Origin of the sequence: Streptomyces sp. NPDC005483 (genome assembly GCF_040606035.1) — a bacterium.
Taxonomy (GTDB): domain Bacteria; phylum Actinomycetota; class Actinomycetes; order Streptomycetales; family Streptomycetaceae; genus Streptomyces.
The window spans coordinates 21490-41776 of record NZ_JBEXEA010000028.1; the positions used below are offsets into that span (position 1 = coordinate 21490).

Genomic DNA, 20287 nt, shown 5'->3' on the forward strand with positions numbered 1-20287 from the left:
TCACGGAGTCGCGGGCGTCGGACGCTTGAACATCCGGGTCGCCGTGATCTCACTGTGCCCCGCCTCGTCGGCCTGTGGCTGCTGCGGCAGGCCCGGGCGCAGGTGTTCCTCCACGCTGATGTACTTCAGGCCGGCCCTGAGGTCCGCGTCATTGCGCAGGCGGATGACCAGCGGGAACTCGGCGAGCGCCGTCGTGTCGAACAGGCCGGTGGTGTACAGGAGCTGGACCCCCAGGGCGTCCGACACCGCGCGCTGGAGCTCCAGCAGATACGTCGCGTTGGCGCGGCCGATCGGGTTGTCCAGGAACAGCGTGCCGGCGTGCCGGTGCTTGTCCCGGCCCCGGTCGTTGGACCGCAGGGCCGCCATGGTGCAGTACAGCGCGATGGCCGCCGTCAGCAGCTGGCCGCCGGAGAACACGTCACCCATCTGTCCGACGGGCACCCGCTCGGCGCGCAGCACGGCGTCCGGCTTGAGGATCTCCACGGCCACCCCCTTGGGCTGGAGCGCCGCCCCGACTCCCCGCAGCAGCAGGGACATCCCGTCACGCCGCAGATCGGAGTTCTTCTTCACCGCGGCCCTGGTCGCCTCGTCGATGACCTCGCCGAGCCGCTCGGTCAGCGTCGCCTGGTCGGGCTCCTCGAAGCGGATCCGCAGGAACTCCTGCCCGGACCACTCGCCGAGCCCCTCGGGCAGCCGGGACAGGCGCTGGGCGGACCTGAGCGTGGCGAGCGCGGACTCCACGAGGCCCCGCAGCCGGTCCACGATCGAGTCCCGGTTCCGCTCCAGCTGCGCCAACTCATCGGTCAGGACCCGCAGTCGGGGCGCGAAGGCGTCCGCCCACTTCTGCGCGTGCTCGGGCAGCGCGGACGCGGGCAGCTCGCGGATCTGCTGCCGCGCGGGAGTGCGGACCTGCTCGTAGCGCGTGGAGTTGGCGTGCCGGACGAGTACGTCGCCGGCCTCGCGCACGGCGGACTCGGCGGCGGAGAGGTCGGCGGCGCAGCCACGCAGGGACCGACGGGCCTCGGCGGCGGCCTGCCGGGCCTCCTCGGGGCTGCCCGGGTACGGCTCCGACTCGTCCTGCTCGTCCTCCATGGCGTGCTCGCGCAGCAGGTCGCGCAGCATCGCGGCGATCTCGTCGAATCCGCCTGCCGCGTCCTCGGCGGCCCGGTGCGAGCCGAGCAGCTCCGCGTGCGCCTCCCTGGCCTGCGCCAAGGCCTCGGTGCGGGAGGCGAGTTCGGCGGCGGCCGTACGCAACAGTGTCTGCGCGTGCTCGGCGTCGCGCGGCTCCAGCTCCGGCGACAGCTCGGTGTGCGCCTCGCCGTCCTCGGGCGCGTGCCGCTCGGCCTCACCACGCAGCCGCCCGAGCTGCTCGCTCGCGGTCGACATACGGGTCTCCAGGAGCTGCACCAGCTCCTCCGCACGGGCGGCGGCTGCCTGCCGGGAGGGCCCGTCGGAGCCGTCGGGCGACTGGAGCAACTGCTCCGCGCGCGTACGGACCTTGTTGCTCAGCCGGTCCAGTTCGGTCAGGGCCGCGCTCTCGTCGCTCTCCGCCCGCGCCTGCTCGGCCCGCAGATCGGCACCGACCCCCACCTTCTCGTACAGCTGGGAGGCGGCCCGGTAGGCCTCGCGGAGCGCGGGCAGGGACGCCTTGGAGGCATCCGGGTCGCTGTCCGGTACGTCGTCGGGGGCGCCGGCGATCTCGGCGCGCTCGGCACGCAGCGCACGCGCGGTGCGGCGGGCGTCGTCGGCGGCCCGCTGGGCCCCGCGCCGATCCTCGTCGGCGGCCCTGGCGCGATCCAGGCAGGTCTGGGCGCGGGCTTCCGACTCGGTGGCCTCGTCGGCCAGTTCGCGCAGCTTGGCCTGCCAGCCGGCCCGCTCGCGCAGCCGGTAGGCCAGCCCGGCGAGGGCATCGGCGGCGCGCCGGGCCTTCTGCGCGGCCTCCTGTCGCTCGTCGCGCGTCTGCGCGGCCTCGGCGGCGGCTTCGTCGGCCTCGGCCCGCACCGTCCGCGCCTCGGCCAGCTCGGCCTCCGCCTCCTCGGCGAACACGCGCGTGTCCCGCGCGGCCTGCGCCAGCTCGACGAGCCGGCCGGCCGGACACCCGGTGCGCCAGGAGGCGAGCCGGGCGGCCAGCTCACGGTCCTTGCCCAGGCGCGCGGCGAGCGACCGGATCTCCTCGTCCCGCTCACCGGCCCGCGCGCGCAGCGCATGGCGCTCCTCGTCGGCGGCGTGCTCGTCGTGCATGGCCGGGTTCGGCGGTACGAGGAAGACGTCGGCGCTCTGGGAATCGGTCGCCGGGGTCGGCGCCAGCAGAGCGGCGGCGGTGCCCACGGCGACGGCGGAGCGCGGGAGCAGGGCCGCGTCGTTCAGTGCCTCGCGGGCACGCGCGTGCGTGTCGGGGTCGGTGATGATCACGCCGTCGACCAGTTCCGGCCGGGCGGCCAGTACACGCGCGTGGTCGGCGGGGTCGACCGCCTGGGCCAGGTAGCGCCAGCCGGGCAGGGCGGGGATGCCGTTCTCCCCGAGGAACTCGACCGTGGCCAGTACGTCCGGCCCCGGTGGCAGAAGACCGCCGTCGCCGAGCGCGCCGAGGATCCGGGAGTCGTCGGCGGCGGCCGTACGCAGTTCGAAGAGCTGGCGTTCGGCCGAGGAGACCGAGTCGTCGAGCAGCTCACGCAGTTCGTCGGCGAACCGGTCGAGATCCTCGGGGGTGAGGCCGCCGTCGGCGAAAGGGCCCAGGGAGCCGGCGTGCGGATCGGCGCCGCTCCCGGCACTCTCGCGCCCGGCCGCGCCGTTCGCCCTCGTGCCCTCGGCCCCGGTGCGCGGTCCCGGCACGCTCCTGACGGTCCCTGAGGTCCCGACGGTTCCGGTCAGGCTCAGCAGCTCCGCCAGCCGCTCCTCCCCCGCCAGCCCTTCGGCCAGGCGCCGTTCGGCTTCGTAGGACCGCGCGGCCGCCGTGGCCGCGTCCTCCGCGCGGGCGGCCGTGAGCTCCGCACGGGATTCGGCGGCGGCCGCCTCACGCGCGTGTTCGGCGGCCCGGTGCGAGGCCTCGCGGGCGGTGTCCCAGGCGGCCACGGCCGTCTTCTCGGCGTCGCTCGCGGCGAGGGCCGCGCGGGCGGGGTCGGCGTCGGGGGCGCTGTCGTCGAGCCAGCCCGCGCGTACCGCCTCGGCGGTCTCCTGCTCGACCTCGGTCAGCCGCTGGCGCAGATGGCCGATCTCGCTGCGGGCGCGCTGCGCCTCGGTGGCGGCCGAGGTGGCGTCCCGGTGGGCCGAGTCGCTGACCTCCTGCAGAGCGGCGGACCGCTCCTCCTCCTCGTTGGCGAGCGTCTCGGCGCTCCCGGCGGCCGCGTGCAGGGCTCGTACGAGGTCGACGGCGGCCTTGGCGCGGGCGGCGAGCGCGGGGGCCGCGTCCCGCTCGGCCTCCTGGATGGCGGCGGCCACGCGCGCGACCCGGTCGGCGGCGGCGCGGTGGCGCAGTACGGCCTCGGCGGCCTGCCAGGCGGAGTGCAGGGTGCGCGCCTCGGCGAGCTCCCGTTTCTGTGCAGCGGCCGACTTCTCGGCGGCGGCGAGCGCCAGGGAGGCGTGCCGGTAGGCGAGTTGGGCGGCGATGAGCGCACTGCGCTCACGGCCCGCCTCGGCGTGTGTGACCGCGTACGCGGCCGCGGTGACCCGCTGGGCCAGGTCCGCTGCCCGTACCCGCTCCTGGACGCCCCGCGCGGACAGTCGGCGGGCCAGCGTCCGGGTACGGCGTTCGGCGCCCGTGTGGACGTCCCGCGCGCGTGAGCGGGCCCCGGCGGCCTCGACGATCCGGCCCAGCAGGTCCACGGAGCCCGCGGTGAAGTCCCGTTCGGCGATGAGTTCGGCGCGTCGCCCCAGCTTGTTCCCGAAACCGCTGACCAGGTCGGCGAGCCCGTCGGTGTCGCGGGTGTCGGTCACGGCCCGCAGCAGCAGGTCGGTGAAGTCGGAGTCCTTCTTCACCGCGAACAGGCCGGCGGCCTCGCCCTCGTCGGCGTTCATCTCCCGCTGGTAGCGGAAGAGTTCGGGGTCCAGGCCGAGGTCGCCCAGGTGCTCGATCCACCGGTCGTGGATCTCCTCCCAGTGCACCTCCAGATGCGGATACGCCTTGCCCGCCTCGGTGATGGCGTCCCGGAAGCCCTTCATCGTGCGGCGACGGCCCTGCGCGGCCGACTGGCCCTCGGCGGGCGGCCGTACGGCGGTGGACTCGGCGACGGGAAGGCTGTCGAGGCTGAGTCCCGGTCCGGGCCGGAACGAGTACCAGGCCTCGGCGAACTTCCGCGGATCGTTGGAGACCTGGCGTCCCCGCCACTCGCTGACCTTGCCGACGACGACACACTCGCCGGTCAGGGTGTGCTGCCACTCCAGGGCCACGTGCCCGCAGTCGTCCGCCAGCAGGAACTTGCGCAGCACACCGGAGCTGGCACCGCCGAGCGTGTTCCGGTGGCCCGGCAGCATCACCGAGAAGATCAGCTTGAGCAGGACGGACTTGCCGCCGCCGTTCTCCAGGAAGAGCACTCCGGCGGGCGCGGGCCGGCGCGGCGGGCCGACGGGCTCCTCCTCGAAGAACTCCGCCTGAGTGGGCGCGGGGTCGGGCACTTCCGCGCCGACGCCGCGCAGGTCAAGCACGGTGTCGGCGTAGCGCGCACCGGCGGGACCGATGGAGTAGAGGCGGACCCGGGACAGCTCGTACATGGCGGACTCTCGTAAGTCTTCGGCAGATCAGGGAAGTTCAGGAGTGGAACGGCAGCCCGGCATCGGCGGCCAGCTCCAGGTCGTCGCCGTCCTGGGGCGGCAGCAGCGTCGGCGTGCCGTCGGTGACCGGGACGACACCCAGCTCGAGGAGTTCGGCCATGGCGGCGCTTCCGGCCATGTCCCGCACCTGGAGCTGGTAACGAGCCGTGGTCCGGTAGGTACCGCCGTTGTCGTCCCCGGTGCGCTGGAGGAATCCCGAGTCGGTGAGGAAGGCGGCGGCCTTGCCCACGATGCCGGTCGTGGACCCGGCGAGCCGGCGCGCGTCCTTGGTGGCACCGGCCGCGCTGCGTCTCGCCCAGATCCGCCAGGCCGCCTCCAGACCTGGGGCGTCCGTGGCCGGGTCGGTGTTCTCGCCGACCTCCTCGGCGCGCTCCTCGAGGCGCCGGCAGGCCTGCCGTACGAAGGCGTCGACGCCGTTGACCGAGACGCGCCCGATGTATCCGTCGTCGGCGAGGTCCTCGGGGCGCGGGAACGCCATGGCGGCCACGGCGAGATGGGCGAGGCCGTGCAGGAACCGGTCGCCGCCGTCGGCCGACGTACGACGCGCGTAGTCCCCCATCCGCACCGCGAACACGGAGTCCTCGGCGGCGGTCACGGCCATCCCCGCGCGCGGGGACACTTCGAGCACGACCAGCCCGAGTCCGGCGGCGACGGCGTCGGCGAGCCGCGCGAACGGTGAGTCCTCCCGATAGCGCCGCAGCAGCTCGGCGTACTCCTGGTCCCGCGCGGGCTGCAGTTTGGGCTGCAGCCCGAAGGCGACGAGCCGAGCGGCGTCGGCGGCGTCGGCGGGGGTGACGGCGGCGGGCGCCGACGGGGTCGGGGCCTCCGGGTCGCTCCACTCGACATGCTCACTCACGGCTGGGGCTCCTTGTCACGCTCTTGCTCGCTCATGCTGCATCCGTCCGGGCTGACCTCACCGATGCCGCTTCCGTCCGGCCTGACCTCACTCATGCCGCTTCCGTCCGGTCCGCCGCCATGCCCGCGGCGTCCAGCAGGGCTGTGCCGACGATGAGGTCGGCGCCACCGAAGTCCGGATCGTCGAGTTCCGTTCCGTCGTCCACGGCGAACAGGAGCTTCTGCTCGCCCTGGCGGTAGGCGGTGCCGACGGCGGGGCTGGCCGCGTGGATCGCCAACAGGGCGACCAGGTAGGCGAGATCGAACCCTCCGGTCCGGCGAGCCTGCGCGAGCAGTCCCGAGAGCCGTCGCGGCGCGTCCGCCGGCAGGTCCAGCAGCTCCTTCGCCAAGGCCAGCTGCTCCTCGCTGAACCGGCTGTCGTCCGGCGTGGCGATGAGGTCCGGCTCCGGCATCTCCGCGCCCAGGTGCTCCCGTTCCGCGGGGGGCGTCAGCAGTATGTCGACGAGGTCGCCCACCCGGACCGACACCGGCGTACGCAGGCCGGTCCCGCGCGCGAAGAACGCGTCGGTGACCCGGGTGGCCTGCTCCAACGGCAGGGGCAGCACCGGCGCGACGAGGTGGCCGTACAGGTCTATCCCCGATGTCGTCATGGGGGTGGCGAAGGCCTGCCGGTCCTGTTCGGCGCGGAACAGCGGGCCTGCCTCCAGGAGCCTGGACTGGAGTTGGGTGTGGCGCCGGATGCAGTCCTTGACGATGTCGACGAGCTCGGCGGCCCGCCGCTTCTGCTCTGCGTCCTCGGACTCGTCGCGCGCCTTGCGGATGTTGGTCAGGATCGCGTTCTCGTGGCGGTACCGGTCGGCGACGTGGTCGAGCGCCTCGGCGATCATGTCGGGCACGGAGTTGAGCCAGTCGACGGCCCGGACATTGCGCCGGGTGGCGTCCAGCGCCCGGCGCAGGGTCTCGGAGTACTGCACGGTCCGGTACCGGGCCTGCTCGGCGGCGAGCTGGGCGTCGGCGAGGCGGCCGCGGCTGATCAGCACCTCCAGCTTGACCTCGGCGGCGATCTGGGCGCTGGTGACGTCGGTGTCGAGGGCACCGACGAGGACGTTGACCGCCTCGTCCGTGGTCCGGAGGTACACCGAGCCGCCGGGCCCCGGCACCTCCTCGATCAGCTTGAAGTCGTAGTCACGCCGGACGTAGGTCCCGTCCGGTGCGAAGGTGCCGTAGACCGCGCGGAATCCACGGTCGACGCTGCCGACGTTGATCAGGTTCTCCAGGACCCAGCGGGCCACGCGCTCGTGCTCGGCGACGGGCCTCTGCGGCGCCTGCGCGGCGATGCGCGGGATGAGACGGGCGACGATCTCGTCGTGGTCGGCGCCGGTGTCGAAGTCCATGTTCAGGGTGACCAGGTCGATGGCGGCCAGGGCCACCTCCGCCATGCCGTACACCGAGTACTCGCCCGCGAGATTGGCCTTGCGCGTGTCGAGGTCGTGCAGCGGCGCGGTGCAGGCGAGCGCGCGCAGCCGACGCGCCAGTCCCTCGTCGGCGGCCGGGCCCGGTGCGGGGCGCGGCCCCGCGCTGAACTGGGGCGGAACGCTGTCCGTCGTCGCAGGCGAAGTCACGGTGCACAGACTAGGTGCTAGGTCTGACAACTCCCCAAACGGCGCGGATCGCCTCCGGCGGTTGGACGGGTGGCCAACGGTGGTTCGTCGTCTTGCGGGCCGGTGGGGGCTGGTCGCGCAGTTCCCCGCGCCCCTACGGGGCGCTCACCCGCCGCCGGTACACATCGACCACTCGCTCCAACGAGTCGCCGAGATAGACCGCCAGCAGCCTTTCGGCCTCCACTTTGTCACCGGCCTGGAGCGCGCCGAGGATCTGCTGGTTGCGGGCCAGGTACGGCTCGTGGAGGGCCTTGGGGTCGTCCACGACGTGGAAGGCGAGCCGGAGTTCGGCGAAGACGCTGCGCATCAGTTCGTCGGTGCGGTCGCTGCCCGCGAGGGCGACGAGTTCGCGGTGGAAGTGGATGTTGGCGGTGCCCAGTGCTTTCCAGTCGCCTTCGCGCACCGCCCGCTGGCCCTCCACGACCGCCTCGGCAAGCGCGTCCAGGACGTACGGCGGCTCGCCGAGGCCCCGGACGACGGCGCACTCCACGAGCGCGCGGGTGCGGTAGATGTCCTCGACGTCCTCGACGGCCAGAACCCGGACGAACACGCCGCGGTTCAGCTCGTGGATGAGCAGTCGCTCGTGCGTGAGCAGCCGGAACGCCTCGCGCAACGTGTTGCGGGACACGCCCAGTGCCCCTCCGATGCTGTCCTCCGACAACCGTGTGCCCGGCGGGAAGTAGCCCTCGGCGATGCGGCTTCTGAGGATGTCCGAGACCCGCTCGGCCGTGCTGGTGCGGCCCAGAAGGGCGCGATCGTCGGCCAGTCCGCTCAGCTGCTCTGCCATGCCCGGAATTCAACCGCAGACACGAGAACGAAACAACACAGGTATTGAAGGATCGTTGAACGATCCTCTACGTTACTCTCACCGCACGGTTCAGCTCCGCGACCTCCGTCCTCCCACTGCGAGGTGCTCATGAGCACGACCCCGCCCCCACAGGCCCTGACCGACCACCCCACACCGACCGAACATCCCGCCGAAGACGGGGCGTTGGGCTGGTTCCGCGCCCTCGGTCCACGCGGCCGACGCGCTTTCGCCGGTGCGTTCGGCGGCTACGCCCTCGATTCCTACGACTACTTCACGCTCCCGCTGAGCATGGTCGCGCTGGCCGCCTACTTCGGCCTGGACAGCGGCCAGACAGGTCTCTTCACCACCGTCACCCTGTTGGCCTCCGGCATCGGCGGCGCCCTGGCGGGGGTGCTGGCCGACCGGGCCGGCCGGGCCAGGGCGCTGATGATCACGGTGGTCACGTACGCGATCTTCACCGTGGCCTGCGGCTTCGCGCCCGACTTCGAGTCGCTGCTGGTCTTCCGCGCCCTCCAGGGCCTCGGGTTCGGCGGCGAGTGGGCGGTCGGCGCGATCCTGGTCGCCGAGTACGCGAGCGCCAAGCACCGCGGCCGCACCCTGGGCGCGATCCAGAGCTCCTGGGCCGTGGGCTGGGCGCTGGCCGCGATCGTGTACACGCTGGTCTTCTCGGTCTTCGACGCCGACATGGCCTGGCGCGTGATGTTCTGGACGGGTGCGCTGCCCGCCCTGCTGGTCGTCTGGATGCGGCGCCAGGTCCAGGACGCCCCCGAGGCGATCGCGGTGCGTGAGAAGAGTGCCGGGAAGGGGTCGTTCACAGCGATCTTCAAGCCGGACCTGCTGCGCACGACGATCTTCGCGGGGCTGCTGTCCACCGGGGTCCAGGGCGGTTACTACACGCTCGCCACCTGGGTGCCGACGTACCTCAAGAGCGATCGCGGACTGTCGGTCGTCGGCACCGGTGGTTATCTGGCCTTCCTGATCTCCGGCGCGTTCCTCGGCTATCTCACCGGCGGCTACCTCACCGACCGACTGGGCCGGCGGCGCAACATCTGGCTCTTCGCCCTCCTGTCGGCCGTCTGCATCGTGGCGTACGGCAACATCCCGAGCGGAGCCGACACCTGGCTCCTGGTCCTCGGCTTCCCCCTCGGGTTCTGCATGTCGGCGATCTTCAGCGGCTTCGGGTCCTATCTGAGCGAGCTGTACCCGACGGCGGTGCGCGGTTCGGGACAGGGCTTCACGTACAACGCGGGCCGCGCGGTCGGCGCGGTCTTCCCGACCACCGTCGGCTTCCTGGCCGACAGCTGGGGCGTGGGCGGGGCGCTGGTCTTCGGCGCCATCGGCTACGGCATCGCCGCACTGGCCCTGCTCGGGCTGCCGGAGACCCGTGGGAAGGAACTCGCGTGAACCGCACGGAAGACCGTCCGCTGACCCTCGTCGACGAGCACGCGCACGCGTGGAGCCCGGCCCAGGCACGGGCCCGCTTCCGGGCGGGCCTGACCGGCCCCACCGCCGGGGTCTCGGCCGGCCACACCCAGGTCAACCTGATCTCGGTGCCCGCCGACTGGGCGTACGACATGCTGCTGTTCTGCCAGCGCAACCCCAAGCCGTGCCCGGTCCTCGATGTCACGGACGCCGGTGAATGGACCACCGTCCTCGCGGAGGGCGCCGATCTGCGCACCGATCTCCCTCGCTACCGGGTGTGGGAGGACGGCGTGCTGGTGGACGAGCCGACGGACGTGCGCGCACACTGGCGGGACGACCTCGTTTCGTTCCTGATCGGGTGCAGTTTCACCTTCGAGTGGGCACTTTCGCAGGCGGGCGTCCCGATCCGGCACATCGAGCAGGGCCGGAACGTTCCCATGTATATGACCAGTCGACAGTGCCGTCCCGCGGGGCGGCTGCACGGACCCATGGTGGTCTCCATGCGCCCGGTGCCGCCGCAGCACCTGGCGGCAGCCCTGCGCGAGAGCAGTCTGCTCCCGGCCGTGCACGGCAGCCCGGTGCACTGCGGCGATCCCTCCGGGCTGGGCATCGACGACCTCGGCCGCCCCGACTTCGGTGATCCGGTGGACGCCGAACCGGACGACATCCCGGTGTTCTGGGCCTGCGGTGTGACCCCGCAGGCCGCGGTGATGGCCTCGCGCCCACCGTTCGCCATCACCCACGCGCCGGGGCAGATGTTCCTGACGGACGCACGCGACGAACAGTACCGAGTGGCGTGAAACCGATGAAACCATCGAAAACCACTGAGAATGGCCGAAAAGCGATGGAAGGAGCCACAAAACCGTCATGACCTCGATCGATCTGAACGCCGACCTCGGCGAGGGCTTCGGCCGCTGGCAGCTGACCGACGACGAGCAACTGCTCTCCGTCGTCACCAGCGCCAACGTGGCCTGCGGGTTCCACGCCGGGGACGCGGCCACCATGCGGCGGGTGTGCGAGCTGGCGGCCGCGCGCGGGGTCCGGATCGGCGCCCAGGTCTCCTACCGGGACCTCGCGGGATTCGGGCGGCGCGCGATGGACGTGCCGTCCGCCGAGCTGACGGCCGAGGTGGCCTACCAGATCGGCGCCCTGGAGGTCTTCGCCCGCGCGGCGGGCACGCGCGTGTCGTACGTCAAGCCGCACGGCGCGCTCTACAACCGGGTCGTCCACGACGAGGAGCAGGCCGCAGCGGTCGTCGACGGTGTGCTCCTCGCGGACGCCACCCTGCCCGTTCTCGGCCTGCCCGGCTCGCGTCTGCTGGAGGCGGCGGGCAAGGCGGGCCTGTCCGGCGTCACGGAGGCCTTCGCGGACCGCGCCTACACCGAGGAGGGCACGCTGGTGCCACGCGGCCAGGAGGGCGCGGTGGTCACCGACCCCGAGACGGTCGTGGAACGCTCCCTGAGGCTGGCCCGGGACCGCTCGGTCACCGCCCGCTCCGGCGCCCGTATCGAGGTCGAGGCCCGCTCCCTGTGCCTGCACGGCGACACACCGGGCGCGGTGGAGCTGGCCCGACGGGTCCGGGAGCGGTTGGAGACCTCCGGCATCCGGGTGGAGGCCTTCGTATGAGGACTCTGCCGGTCGGGGACCGCGCCCTGCTCGTCGAGGTGTCCTCGGGCGAGGAGGCCCAGGCGCTGCACGCCGAGCTGGTGCGCCGCCGCGCGGAGGGCTCGCTGTCGGTCCGCGAGATCGTCCCCGCAGCCCGCACGGTCCTCCTCGACGGCCTCACCGACCCGGCCCGCCTGGCCGCCGAACTCACCGCCTCCGAGGTACCGCCCGCTCCCTCACGCGCGCGTGAGGTGATCGAACTCCCGGTGCGTTACGACGGCCCGGACCTGGCCGACGTGGCCGCGCACTGGGGCGTCTCCTGCCGGGAGGTGGCCCGCATCCACTCAGGGACCGAGTTCACGGTCGCCTTCTGCGGATTCGCGCCCGGTTTCGGCTACCTCACGGGCCTGCCCGCCCGCTACGACGTCCCGCGCCGGGCCACCCCGCGCACGGCCGTCCCGGCGGGTTCGGTGGCGCTCGCGGGCCCGTACACCGGCGTCTACCCGCGCTCGTCGCCGGGCGGCTGGCAGCTCATCGGGACCACGGACGCCGTTCTGTGGGACCACGCGCGCGTGCCGGCCGCACTGCTGTCGCCGGGGACACGGGTGCGTTTCGTGGGGGCGGCATGACGGACCGCGCCCTCTCCGTCGTCCGGGCCGGAGCACTGACCACCGTCCAGGACCGGGGCCGTCCGGGCCACGCCCATCTCGGCGTCCCGCACTCGGGCGCCCTGGACGGTCCGGCGGCCGACCTCGCCAACCGTCTGGTCGGCAACCGCCCCGAGGCGGCCGTCCTGGAGACCACGCTCAACGGCTGTGCGCTACGGCCCCGTTCGACGGTGACCGTGGCCGTGACAGGGGCCCCCTGCCCCGTGACGGTCGACGGGCGACCAGCGGCCTGGAGCGCACCGGTGCACGTACCGGCAGGGGCACTCCTGACCATCGGGACGGCCCTGAAAGGCGTACGCAGCTATGTGGCCGTCTCCGGCGGGATCGCCGTGGAGCCGGTGCTGGGCAGCCGCTCCACGGACCTCTTGTCCGGCCTGGGCCCGACTCCCCTCACCGACGGCGCGGTACTCCCTCTTGGCGCACCGACACCGCTCCACACACGCGTGGACGCGGCACCGCAGCCCGCACCCCCCGCGGAACTGGTCCTACGCGTCACGCTGGGCCCTCGTGACGACTGGTTCACACCGGAAGCGGTGCGGGTCTTCACCTCGCGCGCCTTCCAGGTGTCCGCGGCGAGCAACCGCATCGGCCTGCGGACGGAAGGGCCCGCCCTGGAGAGGGCTCTGACGGGCGAACTCCCCAGCGAGGGCATGGTCCTGGGCGCGGTCCAGGTACCGCCCGACGGCAGGCCGGTGATCTTCCTCGCCGACCACCCGACGACCGGCGGCTACCCGGTGATCGGAGTGGTCCGCGAGAGCGACCTCCCAGCCGCGGCCCAGGCCGTGCCGGGAACCCCGGTGCGCTTCGTGGAGGTACGCCGCCGTTGACCCACCCAGGAGCGCGGAGAACTGCTCGACCCACGCACCCGCACCCGGCATCGCGCTCAAGCCGCCTCGGCCGGACGCTCCTGCACGGACAGCGCGGCCAACGCCATGGACACCGCATGCGCCGCCCGCAGATCGAGCCGCCCGCTCGTCCCTCGCGCCCGATGCCGCATCTCGTCCGCGGCCAGGGTCACCAGCTGAGGCAGCAGATCGGTACAGCGCCGCACCACCCACCCCGTCCCCGCCGTGGCCAGCCACCGCAGACTCGCCGACCTGGCGGGCACGGGAAACTCCGGCTCGGCCGAGGGCGCGACTCCGGTCGCGATCCCCCGCTCCGCGAGCAACTCATGGAACCGCACGGCCAGTTGCCGGTGCCCGCGCTCGCCGGGATGCAACCGGTCCGAGCTCCACATCGCCCGCTCGGTGGTCCAACCCCCCTCCGCGGCATGCAGATGCACCGCCCCGTACCTCTCGGACAACGCGTGCACCACGGCGTTCACCGCCCGCTGCCGCCGGGCCAGGGGCCGCGCCAGCGCCCCGGGCAGACCGAGCATCGTGCCCGGGTCCGGCAGACAGGCAGTCAGCAGTACGGCGCCCTGCGCTCGGAAGGCCGCGTAGATCGTGTCGAGCCGGGCGGCCACGGCGTGGATGTCGAAGGTGCAGCGCAGGGTGTCGTTGACGCCGACGACCACGGACACGACATCCGGCCGCCCTGCGAGCCCCGCGGGCAGCTGCCGCTCCAGCACGTCCCGGGTCTGCGCCCCGCTCACCGCGAGGTTGGTGAACTCCACGTCCTCGCGGGAGAGCCCGTCGGCGAGCAGCGCGGCCCAGCCGCGCCATCCGTCGCCCACGGGATCCCCCACGCCCTCGGTGAGCGAGTCACCGAGGGCGACGAAACGCGGGCCTCTCATGACGCGCACCCGCTCACGCACACGCTCCCGCTCATGACGTGTCCCCGCTCATGCCACGCCTCCGGGCACGGAGGGCCGTACGAAGACGTCCGCGTCGTGCGCGGCGAGGAACGCCCGGACCGCCGTGTCCCACCCGAAGCACTCCGCACGCGCGCGTGCGGTCTCGCGCCGCTCGATCTCGGAGCATTCCAGCAGCATGTCCACGGCGTCCGCGAAGGCCTCCCCGCGGTCGGCGGCGACGGCCCCGGCGGATCCGATGACCTCCGGCAGCGCGGAGGAGGCACTCACCACCACCGGCGTGCCGCACGCCATGGCCTCCAGCGCGGCCAGCCCGAACGTCTCGGCCGGCCCAGGGGCCAGGCACACGTCGGCGGAGGCCTGGAGCGCACCGAGCAGCCCGCGGTCGGAGACATGCCCGAGGAAGGTGACCGGCAGCCCGCGCTCCCGCGCCCGCTGTTCGAGGCGCGGCCGCAGCGGCCCGTCTCCGGCCACCACGAGCACGGCCCGCCGCCCCCGGCGTACCAGGGACTCCAGGGCGTCCAGCGCGGTGCTGGGCCGCTTCTCGACGGACAGCCGGGTGCACGTCACGAGCAGCGTCTCGTCCTCGCGGGCGTACCGGGCCCGCAGTCCCGCGTCGCGCAGCGCCGGGCGCCGCTCCACCAGATCGACGCCCAGCGGGGCCCGTACGACATTGCGCGCGCCGATCCGCACGAACTCCCGCTCCGCGAACTCGGTGGTGCACACCACGCGCGCGTACGTGTGCGCCGTCCGGACGTTGAGGGTGTCGGCGGTACGCCGGGCCGCGCCCTCCGGCAGGCCCCAGGTGCGCAGCACGCCGTCGGCGGTCTCGTGGGAGACCATCACGGCGGGGACGCGGGCGCGCCGGGCCCATTTGCCGGTCCACCTGAGGGTCGTACGGTCGCAGACCTCCAGGCGGTCGGGGGCGAGCTCCTCCAGGAGCCGGGCCACACGCCGTTTGTCGGCGAGGACGCGGTAGCCGCCGGTGCCGGGCAGCAGCGGGCCGGGCAGGGTGATGATCCGGCCCTGCTCGGTCCGGCGGTCGCTCGCGCGGTCGCCGGGCACGATGAGCACGGACTCGTGTCCGGCCGCCTGATAGCCCTTGCCGAGCTCGCGCAGGGCGGTGCGCAGGCCGCCCGAGGCGGGAGCGACGAAGTTGGCGAGTCGAACGATCCGCAGTGACTGTCCGCTCATGCCGCCACCGCCGTCTTCCGGCCAGTGAGCACGGCGGCGTAGTGCCCGATCAGCTGGTCGCCGACGGCCGCCCAGGTGCGCCCCTCGACCATGGCCCGCGCGGCGACGCCGAACGAGGCGCGCATCTCGGGGTCGGCGGCCAGGGACCACACGGCGTCCCGTACGGCGGCCGGGTCGCGCGGCGGGACCAGGAACCCGGTGCGCCCGTGGGCGACCAGGTCCAGGGGACCGCCGGCGGCGGGTGCGACGACCGGCACACCGCTGGCCATGGCCTCCTGCACGGTCTGGCAGAAGGTCTCGAAGGGGCCGGTGTGCGCGAAGACGTCGAAGGAGGCGAAGATCCGGGCCAGTTCATCGCCCGTGCGCCGGCCCAGGAAGACCGCGCCGGGGAGCGCCTGTTCGAGATGCGGCTGACTCGGTCCGTCGCCGACCACCACGACCTTGACGCCCTCCAGACGGGACGCGTCGGCCAGCAGTTCGATGTGCTTCTCGGGGGCGAGCCGGCCGACGTAGCCGACTATCGTCTCGCCGCTCGGGGCGAGTCGGCGGCGCAGCGCCTCGTCGCGCAGGTCGGGGCGGAATCGGACGGTGTCCACGCCCCGGGGCCACAGCTTGACCCGGGGCACGCCGTGCGCCGCCAGGTCGTGCAGGGAGGCGCTGGAGGGGGCGAGGGTGAGGTCGGCGGCGGCGTGGACGGAGCGGATACGGCGCCAGGCGGCGGCTTCTCCCGCGTGCACGTAGGTGCGGGCGTATCCGGCGAGGTCGGTCTGGTAGACGGCCACGGCGGGGATGCCGAGCCGGGCGGCGGCGGCCATGCCGCGCACGCCGAGGACGAAGGGGCTGGCCAGGTGGACGACGTCGGCACGGTGCTCGGCGATCGCCGCGGCCACGCGCCTGCTGGGGAGGGCGACGCGGACCTGGGGGTAGCCCGGGAGGGGGAGGGAGGGGACACGGACGACGGGGCACGGCGCGAGGGCGTCCACACCGGACCCGGGACCGGCGGCGGTGGCCGGCGCGACGACGAGCGGAAGGTGACCGCGATCTACGAGGTGCCGGGCGGTCTGGAGCGCGCAGTGGGCCACGCCGTTCACATCGGGGGGAAAGGATTCGGTCACTATGACGACACGCATACGGGTGTTCTCGCCGCGCTGGACGTGCCCGCGTCAACGTGGATCTTTGCGAACGATGAACGTCCCGTGAGCGTTGCGCTGCACACCCGAGCAGGTCAGGCCGTGTCCATGCCGACCTGACCCGCGGGTCACCCCGAGTTCACCGGACGGGTGTGACAGGCCCCGGAGATTCACACCCGAGGGTGGTTCCACATGTCTCACATGGCTGCGGCGTCCGGTCCGATACGGCTGCGGACGGCCGTCTGGACCTCGGCCTCCTCGGCCGGGTCGGCGGCCAGCCGGCGCAGTCGCTCCACGACCCGGGCGTCGCCGGTCTCGGCATGCCGGGCGGCGATCTCGCGGGTGGTCTCCTCGCAGTCCCAGAGGCATTCGACGGCGAAGCCGGTGGCGAAGGAGGGGTCGGTGGCGGCGAGCGCGCGGGCGGCGCGGCCGCGGAGGTGGGAGGAGGCCGTCTCCCGGTAGATGTGGCGCAGCACGGGCGCGGCACAGACGATGCCGAGCCGTCCGGTGCCGTCGACGAGGGTCCACAGGGTCGGCGCGTCGGGGCCCTCGCCCCGTACGGCCTCCCGGAGGGCCGCGAGCACGGGGTCCCGGTCCTGGGCTCCGCCCAGGCAGGCGAGCATGCGTCCGGCGGCGGCGCCCAGCGGATCGGGTCGGCGGGCCCAGCCGCGCGCGCGGTCGACGGCGGCGACACTGCGCATGCGTTCGAATGAGTCGAGGGCGGCTTCCACCACGGTCGGCGAGCCGGTGGCGACGGCCGACTCGATCAGATCGAAGGCGTCGGGATCATTGCTGTCGGCGAGATAGCGCAGCGCGGTGGACCGCGCCCCGTCGGTGCCGTCCTTGGCCGCCATGAGGATCTCCTGCCGGTCCTCGGGCCCGGCGACGGCGGTCAGACAGCGGGCGGCCGGCACATGGAGCGCGGCGCCCCGCTCGATGCCCTGCTGGGCCCATTCGAAGACGGCCTGCACGCTCCAGCCCGGGCGGGGTCCGGCGGGTCGCATCTGGCGTTGCCAGCGGTCGAAACAGCCGGCCTCCTGAGCGGCACGCACGCGGGTGGAGACGGATTCGCGGGGATCGTCGGCCCAGAGCCGCCATGGCCTCGGCTCGAAGGCGTCGCGGACCGTGACGGCGAGTTCGGCCTCGCCCTCGGGATCGGTCGCGAAGCGTGCGAGCACGGGCGCGGCGAGGGCACGCAGACCGGCGTCGTCGTCCCGCAACGCCAGTTCGTCCAGCGCCCAGGCCCAGTTGGAGCCCGAGGCGGCGTACCTGCGCAGCAGTTCGAGCGCGTCGCGCCTGCCGTAGGAGGCGAGGTGGCCGAGGACGGCGAGGGCGAGGCCCGTGCGTGACTCCTCGGTGTCGAAGACGTCGTCCACCTCGAAGAGGTGTGCCTCGATCTCGTCCAGCTCACCACCAAGGTCGAGGAAGAGACGGGCGTAGTACAGCGAGCGGTTCTCCACCTGCCAGTCGTGGCGGGGATCGCGCAGCACGCAGTGGTTCAGGGCCGCGAGCGCTTCGGCGCGCGGGGCGGTGAGCGCGTGCAGTGTGCCGTCGCCGCGGCCCCGCTGGAGCAGGCCGAGCAGCGTACCGCTGGGCGCTATGACCGGATCGAACATGGGAAACAGCCTCACATCAAGCGTCGACGCAACCGGGGACCTGCATTACCTGGCCGCGTGACAACACGTCGGGGCGCCCGCCGTTTCCTGCTTGCTGTAAGCCATCTTCCTCTGCCTCTCGTCGGTGGCCCATGCGGACCCGCGTCACGGTCCGCGCGGTGCGGCATCACCTGCCCTGCCATCACGTCCGTGAACCACGAGGTCATGATGACCCGGCACTTCCGTCTGCCGCGACCGAAATTTCGGCGGCCCTGTACCGCCTCCCCCGTTGTCTGTGTTTTCGCTGGTCAGAACATACGTATCAGTGTGCGGCGAACAACTCGAGCAGTTCCGCCCTGCCGAACATCCGGGCCGTGTCGAGCGCCGAGGGGGTGCCCTCGGCCGGATCGGCGCCGCCCTCCAGCAGGGCCTCGATGACATCCGTGGAGCCCTTGAATACAGCCCCGGCGAGGGGCGTCTGCCCCCGGTCGTTGACCCCGCCGGCCGCCGCCCCGCGGGCGACGAGCGCGCGCACCGCGTCCGCGTGACCGTGGTAGGCGGCGAGCATCACGAGCGAGTCCCCGCGGTCGTTGGTGAGGCCTGCCGGAACCCCCGCGTCGACGTACGCCACGAGCGCCTCGGACTGCCCCTGCCGGGCCAGATCGAAGATCTTGGTCGCCAGCTCCACGACCTCGGGGTCGGGGGCTTCAGTCATCGGCCGGACCGCCTCTCATACAACCGTTCAGGTGAATCGCAAGGGTACTGGCTCGCACGGCAGATGACCCGAAGTGCCGGAGGTAGGGATCACCACGACTCCGCCAACCAAGTGAAATCGCGAGAAATCCATCCATTTGCACCTTTTATCGTATGGATACATGCTGTGATGCTGGAAGTACTCATGGTGACTGTCCCCACGAACCAGGAGCACCGCAATGATCCTCTCCATCTCCGGTGTCGTACTGCTCGGCATCGTCGTCGTCATCTTCTTCCGCAAGGACGGGCTCAAGGGGTCCCACGCCCTGATCTCGGCGTTGTTCGGCTTCTACCTGGCCAGCACGGCCATCGCCCCGAGCATCAAGGCCGGCGGCGAGAGCCTGGCGAGCCTCCTCGGCGGCATCAAGTTCTGACACCGCCCCTCCCGTCCGTACGCACCTCCAGGAGACAGCAGTGGTCCGCCGCCCCCTCCCCCGCATCCTGAGCACAGGCAGCGCGCAGATCGCCCGGAGCCGGGAGCTGGCCCGGACGGCGGCCGACAGCGCCACCGACGTCCTCCACCCGCTGATCACGATCACTCGCGGTCTGCGCCGGCTGGCCTCGGCCGGGCGGCGCAGGTGGGCGGAGACCCCCAAGGACAGGCGCGGACCGCTGCTGTTCCTGGTGGCCTCGGTGATCCTGGTCGTGGCGCTCGCTCCGTACGGTCCGCTGCTCGCCGTCATCAGCCTGATGGCGGCGGCAGCCTGGCAGGGCCGGGACCGCAAGCCGCCGGAGCCGGACGGACCCGACGAGTCGCAGACACAGCGCCTCCAGTCGCTGTACGAAGCACTCGTCCCGTACTTCTCGGCGGCCGAGGACCCGGCCCCGCTGTACACCCACGGCGGCGAGTGGGACAAGGCCTTCCCCGCGTACGACTTCGACAGCACCGGCCGCATCACCCACCTGCTGGTCCGCTACCCGGCGTACTTCACCGACGGCGAGGCCGAGTCCCGGGCCCGCATCGAGCAGTTGCTGCACGCCAAGTCGGGCCGCGGCCGCGAGTACCACTTCAGCTGGGAGGAGGAGGGCAACGAACTCACCGTCACCGTCCTCACCCCGCTGCCCACCGACATCGCCGCCCAGCGTTTCGTCACCGCCCCCGGCGAGACGGTCCTCGGCTTCACCGACCCCACCCAGGTCCAGCGCACGCTTCCGCTCGGCTACGGCGACGGGCAGCGCGACGTCCCGCCGGTCGTCTGGCGCACCGGCATCCGCTCCACCGAGCCGCATCTGCTGGTCATGGGCCAGCCGGGCAGCGGCACCTCGACCCTGCTGCGTTCGATCGCGATCCAGGCTCTTCAGTACGGCGACGTCGTCATCGTCGACGGCGGCGCCACCGGCGAGTACGCGTGCCTGACCGGACGGGACGGGGTCCTCGCGGTCGAGTGCGGGCTGGCGGGAGCGACGGCGAGCCTGGAGTGGGCGGCGACCGAGACGGAGCGCCGTCTGATCGCGACCAACCGCGCCCGGCAGGCCGGCCAACCGGCGCCCGACGACACCAAGCGCCCGCTGTGGATCCTCCTGGACCGTCCGAGCGCCTTCACCCACCTGGCGGCCGCGGACGGCCGCAAGGATCCGCAGTCCCTGCTCCAGGTCCCGCTGCGACACGGGCGTGCGGCGAACGTCACGGTGGTGGTGGCCGACCAGTTCGACAGCGCGGAGGCGTTGAGCGATCCGGTACGACAGCACACGCGCGCGCGTGTCGTGCTGGGGCCCGCGACGTCGGACCAGTTGGAGGCCGTCCTGGGGGCGCCTCCGCACACCACCCCGGTGTCCCAGGTTCCGCCGGGCCGCGGCTACGCCCGGCTCGGTACGGGGCCCGTGCATCGCCTCCAGGTGCCGGCGACTCCGGATCCGTACGACGACGCGACGAGCGAGACGGACCGGCAGGCGGTGCTGGCGTTGCTGCCGGAGCGGACGACTCCGGCCGATGCGGAGACGGTCCCCTCCGAAGCGGCGCCCCCGGAAGCCGCGCCCTCGGAAGCCGCGCCCTCAGAAGCGATGGTCGCGGAAGCACCGTGACTCCGGGGGTTGTCCGGGCGGCTACCGGTGCGCGGGCCTTCTCGCGCCCCGCAG

General features: G+C 73.0%; 16 protein-coding genes. 7 read left to right on the plus strand and 9 right to left on the minus strand.

The window, feature by feature from the left end:
• The 4 genes from ABZT06_RS37665 to ABZT06_RS37680 all read right to left on the minus strand — a co-directional run bounded on the left by ABZT06_RS37665 (window position 1) and on the right by ABZT06_RS37680 (window position 8070).
• Complete coding sequence (locus ABZT06_RS37665; RefSeq protein ID WP_355751688.1) at window positions 1-4707, minus strand: hypothetical protein; 4707 nt, start codon at window positions 4705-4707, stop codon at window positions 1-3.
• A gap of 37 nt (window positions 4708-4744) precedes the next feature.
• Window positions 4745-5623 (minus strand): hypothetical protein, encoded by an 879-nt coding sequence (locus ABZT06_RS37670; protein WP_355751690.1) that lies wholly within the window; start codon window positions 5621-5623, stop codon window positions 4745-4747.
• A gap of 91 nt (window positions 5624-5714) precedes the next feature.
• A complete protein-coding gene (locus tag ABZT06_RS37675; protein ID WP_355751692.1) occupies window positions 5715-7244 on the minus strand; it encodes a hypothetical protein in 1530 nt (509 codons plus the stop codon).
• A gap of 133 nt (window positions 7245-7377) precedes the next feature.
• Window positions 7378-8070, minus strand: coding sequence for a GntR family transcriptional regulator (locus ABZT06_RS37680; RefSeq protein ID WP_355751694.1), 693 nt, complete (start codon window positions 8068-8070; stop codon window positions 7378-7380).
• A 129-nt stretch (window positions 8071-8199) separates the two neighbouring features.
• On the opposite strand from ABZT06_RS37680, the gene ABZT06_RS37685 reads away from it, so the two are divergent.
• The 5 genes from ABZT06_RS37685 to ABZT06_RS37705 all read left to right on the plus strand — a co-directional run bounded on the left by ABZT06_RS37685 (window position 8200) and on the right by ABZT06_RS37705 (window position 12613).
• Window positions 8200-9495 carry an MFS transporter gene (locus ABZT06_RS37685; RefSeq protein WP_355751696.1) on the plus strand — a complete coding sequence of 432 codons (1296 nt, stop codon included), beginning with the start codon at window positions 8200-8202 and terminating at the stop codon, window positions 9493-9495.
• Window positions 9492-10313 (plus strand): putative hydro-lyase, encoded by an 822-nt coding sequence (locus tag ABZT06_RS37690; RefSeq protein ID WP_355751698.1) that lies wholly within the window; start codon window positions 9492-9494, stop codon window positions 10311-10313. The genes ABZT06_RS37685 and ABZT06_RS37690 overlap by 4 nt, the downstream gene beginning before the upstream one ends.
• Window positions 10314-10380: 67 nt before the next feature.
• Entirely contained in the window at window positions 10381-11139 is a 759-nt protein-coding gene (locus ABZT06_RS37695; RefSeq protein WP_355751700.1) for a 5-oxoprolinase subunit PxpA, read from the plus strand.
• Window positions 11136-11747, plus strand: coding sequence for a 5-oxoprolinase subunit PxpB (pxpB, locus tag ABZT06_RS37700; protein WP_355751702.1), 612 nt, complete (start codon window positions 11136-11138; stop codon window positions 11745-11747). Before ABZT06_RS37695 ends, pxpB begins: the two co-directional genes overlap by 4 nt.
• Window positions 11744-12613 (plus strand): biotin-dependent carboxyltransferase family protein, encoded by an 870-nt coding sequence (locus tag ABZT06_RS37705; protein WP_355751704.1) that lies wholly within the window; start codon window positions 11744-11746, stop codon window positions 12611-12613. Before pxpB ends, ABZT06_RS37705 begins: the two co-directional genes overlap by 4 nt.
• A gap of 56 nt (window positions 12614-12669) precedes the next feature.
• On the opposite strand, the gene ABZT06_RS37710 is transcribed toward ABZT06_RS37705, so the two are convergent.
• The 5 genes from ABZT06_RS37710 to ABZT06_RS37730 form a co-directional block, all read right to left on the minus strand.
• Entirely contained in the window at window positions 12670-13521 is an 852-nt protein-coding gene (locus ABZT06_RS37710) for an SGNH/GDSL hydrolase family protein (protein WP_355751706.1), read from the minus strand.
• A gap of 48 nt (window positions 13522-13569) precedes the next feature.
• Window positions 13570-14733 (minus strand): glycosyltransferase, encoded by a 1164-nt coding sequence (locus tag ABZT06_RS37715; RefSeq protein WP_355751708.1) that lies wholly within the window; start codon window positions 14731-14733, stop codon window positions 13570-13572.
• On the minus strand, window positions 14730-15863 hold the full coding sequence (locus tag ABZT06_RS37720) for a glycosyltransferase family 1 protein (protein ID WP_355751710.1): 1134 nt from the start codon (window positions 15861-15863) through the stop codon (window positions 14730-14732). Before ABZT06_RS37720 ends, ABZT06_RS37715 begins: the two co-directional genes overlap by 4 nt.
• Before the next feature lie 197 nt (window positions 15864-16060).
• Window positions 16061-17479 carry a HEAT repeat domain-containing protein gene (locus ABZT06_RS37725; RefSeq protein WP_355751712.1) on the minus strand — a complete coding sequence of 473 codons (1419 nt, stop codon included), beginning with the start codon at window positions 17477-17479 and terminating at the stop codon, window positions 16061-16063.
• A gap of 301 nt (window positions 17480-17780) precedes the next feature.
• Window positions 17781-18173, minus strand: coding sequence for an ankyrin repeat domain-containing protein (locus tag ABZT06_RS37730; RefSeq protein ID WP_355751714.1), 393 nt, complete (start codon window positions 18171-18173; stop codon window positions 17781-17783).
• Between the two features lie 217 nt (window positions 18174-18390).
• On the opposite strand from ABZT06_RS37730, the gene ABZT06_RS37735 reads away from it, so the two are divergent.
• Together ABZT06_RS37735 and ABZT06_RS37740 are read left to right on the plus strand one after the other, a co-directional pair.
• Entirely contained in the window at window positions 18391-18585 is a 195-nt protein-coding gene (locus ABZT06_RS37735) for a hypothetical protein (RefSeq protein WP_355751716.1), read from the plus strand.
• A gap of 40 nt (window positions 18586-18625) precedes the next feature.
• Complete coding sequence (locus ABZT06_RS37740) at window positions 18626-20233, plus strand: hypothetical protein (RefSeq protein WP_355751718.1); 1608 nt, start codon at window positions 18626-18628, stop codon at window positions 20231-20233.
• The last annotated feature ends 54 nt before the right edge of the window (window positions 20234-20287 follow it).

What these genes read in the sequence shown, in the direction of transcription:
- ABZT06_RS37735 (WP_355751716.1), top strand. Translation starts at nt 18,391, where the DNA reads ATGATCCTCTCCATCTCCGGTGTCGTACTGCTCGGCATCGTCGTCGTC.
- ABZT06_RS37665 (WP_355751688.1), bottom strand. Translation starts at nt 4,707, where the DNA reads ATGTACGAGCTGTCCCGGGTCCGCCTCTACTCCATCGGTCCCGCCGGT.
- ABZT06_RS37680 (WP_355751694.1), bottom strand. Translation starts at nt 8,070, where the DNA reads ATGGCAGAGCAGCTGAGCGGACTGGCCGACGATCGCGCCCTTCTGGGC.
- ABZT06_RS37685 (WP_355751696.1), top strand. Translation starts at nt 8,200, where the DNA reads ATGAGCACGACCCCGCCCCCACAGGCCCTGACCGACCACCCCACACCG.
- ABZT06_RS37725 (WP_355751712.1), bottom strand. Translation starts at nt 17,479, where the DNA reads ATGTTCGATCCGGTCATAGCGCCCAGCGGTACGCTGCTCGGCCTGCTC.
- ABZT06_RS37715 (WP_355751708.1), bottom strand. Translation starts at nt 14,733, where the DNA reads ATGAGCGGACAGTCACTGCGGATCGTTCGACTCGCCAACTTCGTCGCT.
- ABZT06_RS37720 (WP_355751710.1), bottom strand. Translation starts at nt 15,863, where the DNA reads ATGCGTGTCGTCATAGTGACCGAATCCTTTCCCCCCGATGTGAACGGC.
- ABZT06_RS37730 (WP_355751714.1), bottom strand. Translation starts at nt 18,173, where the DNA reads ATGACTGAAGCCCCCGACCCCGAGGTCGTGGAGCTGGCGACCAAGATC.
- ABZT06_RS37695 (WP_355751700.1), top strand. Translation starts at nt 10,381, where the DNA reads ATGACCTCGATCGATCTGAACGCCGACCTCGGCGAGGGCTTCGGCCGC.
- ABZT06_RS37710 (WP_355751706.1), bottom strand. Translation starts at nt 13,521, where the DNA reads ATGAGAGGCCCGCGTTTCGTCGCCCTCGGTGACTCGCTCACCGAGGGC.
- pxpB (WP_355751702.1), top strand. Translation starts at nt 11,136, where the DNA reads ATGAGGACTCTGCCGGTCGGGGACCGCGCCCTGCTCGTCGAGGTGTCC.
- ABZT06_RS37705 (WP_355751704.1), top strand. Translation starts at nt 11,744, where the DNA reads ATGACGGACCGCGCCCTCTCCGTCGTCCGGGCCGGAGCACTGACCACC.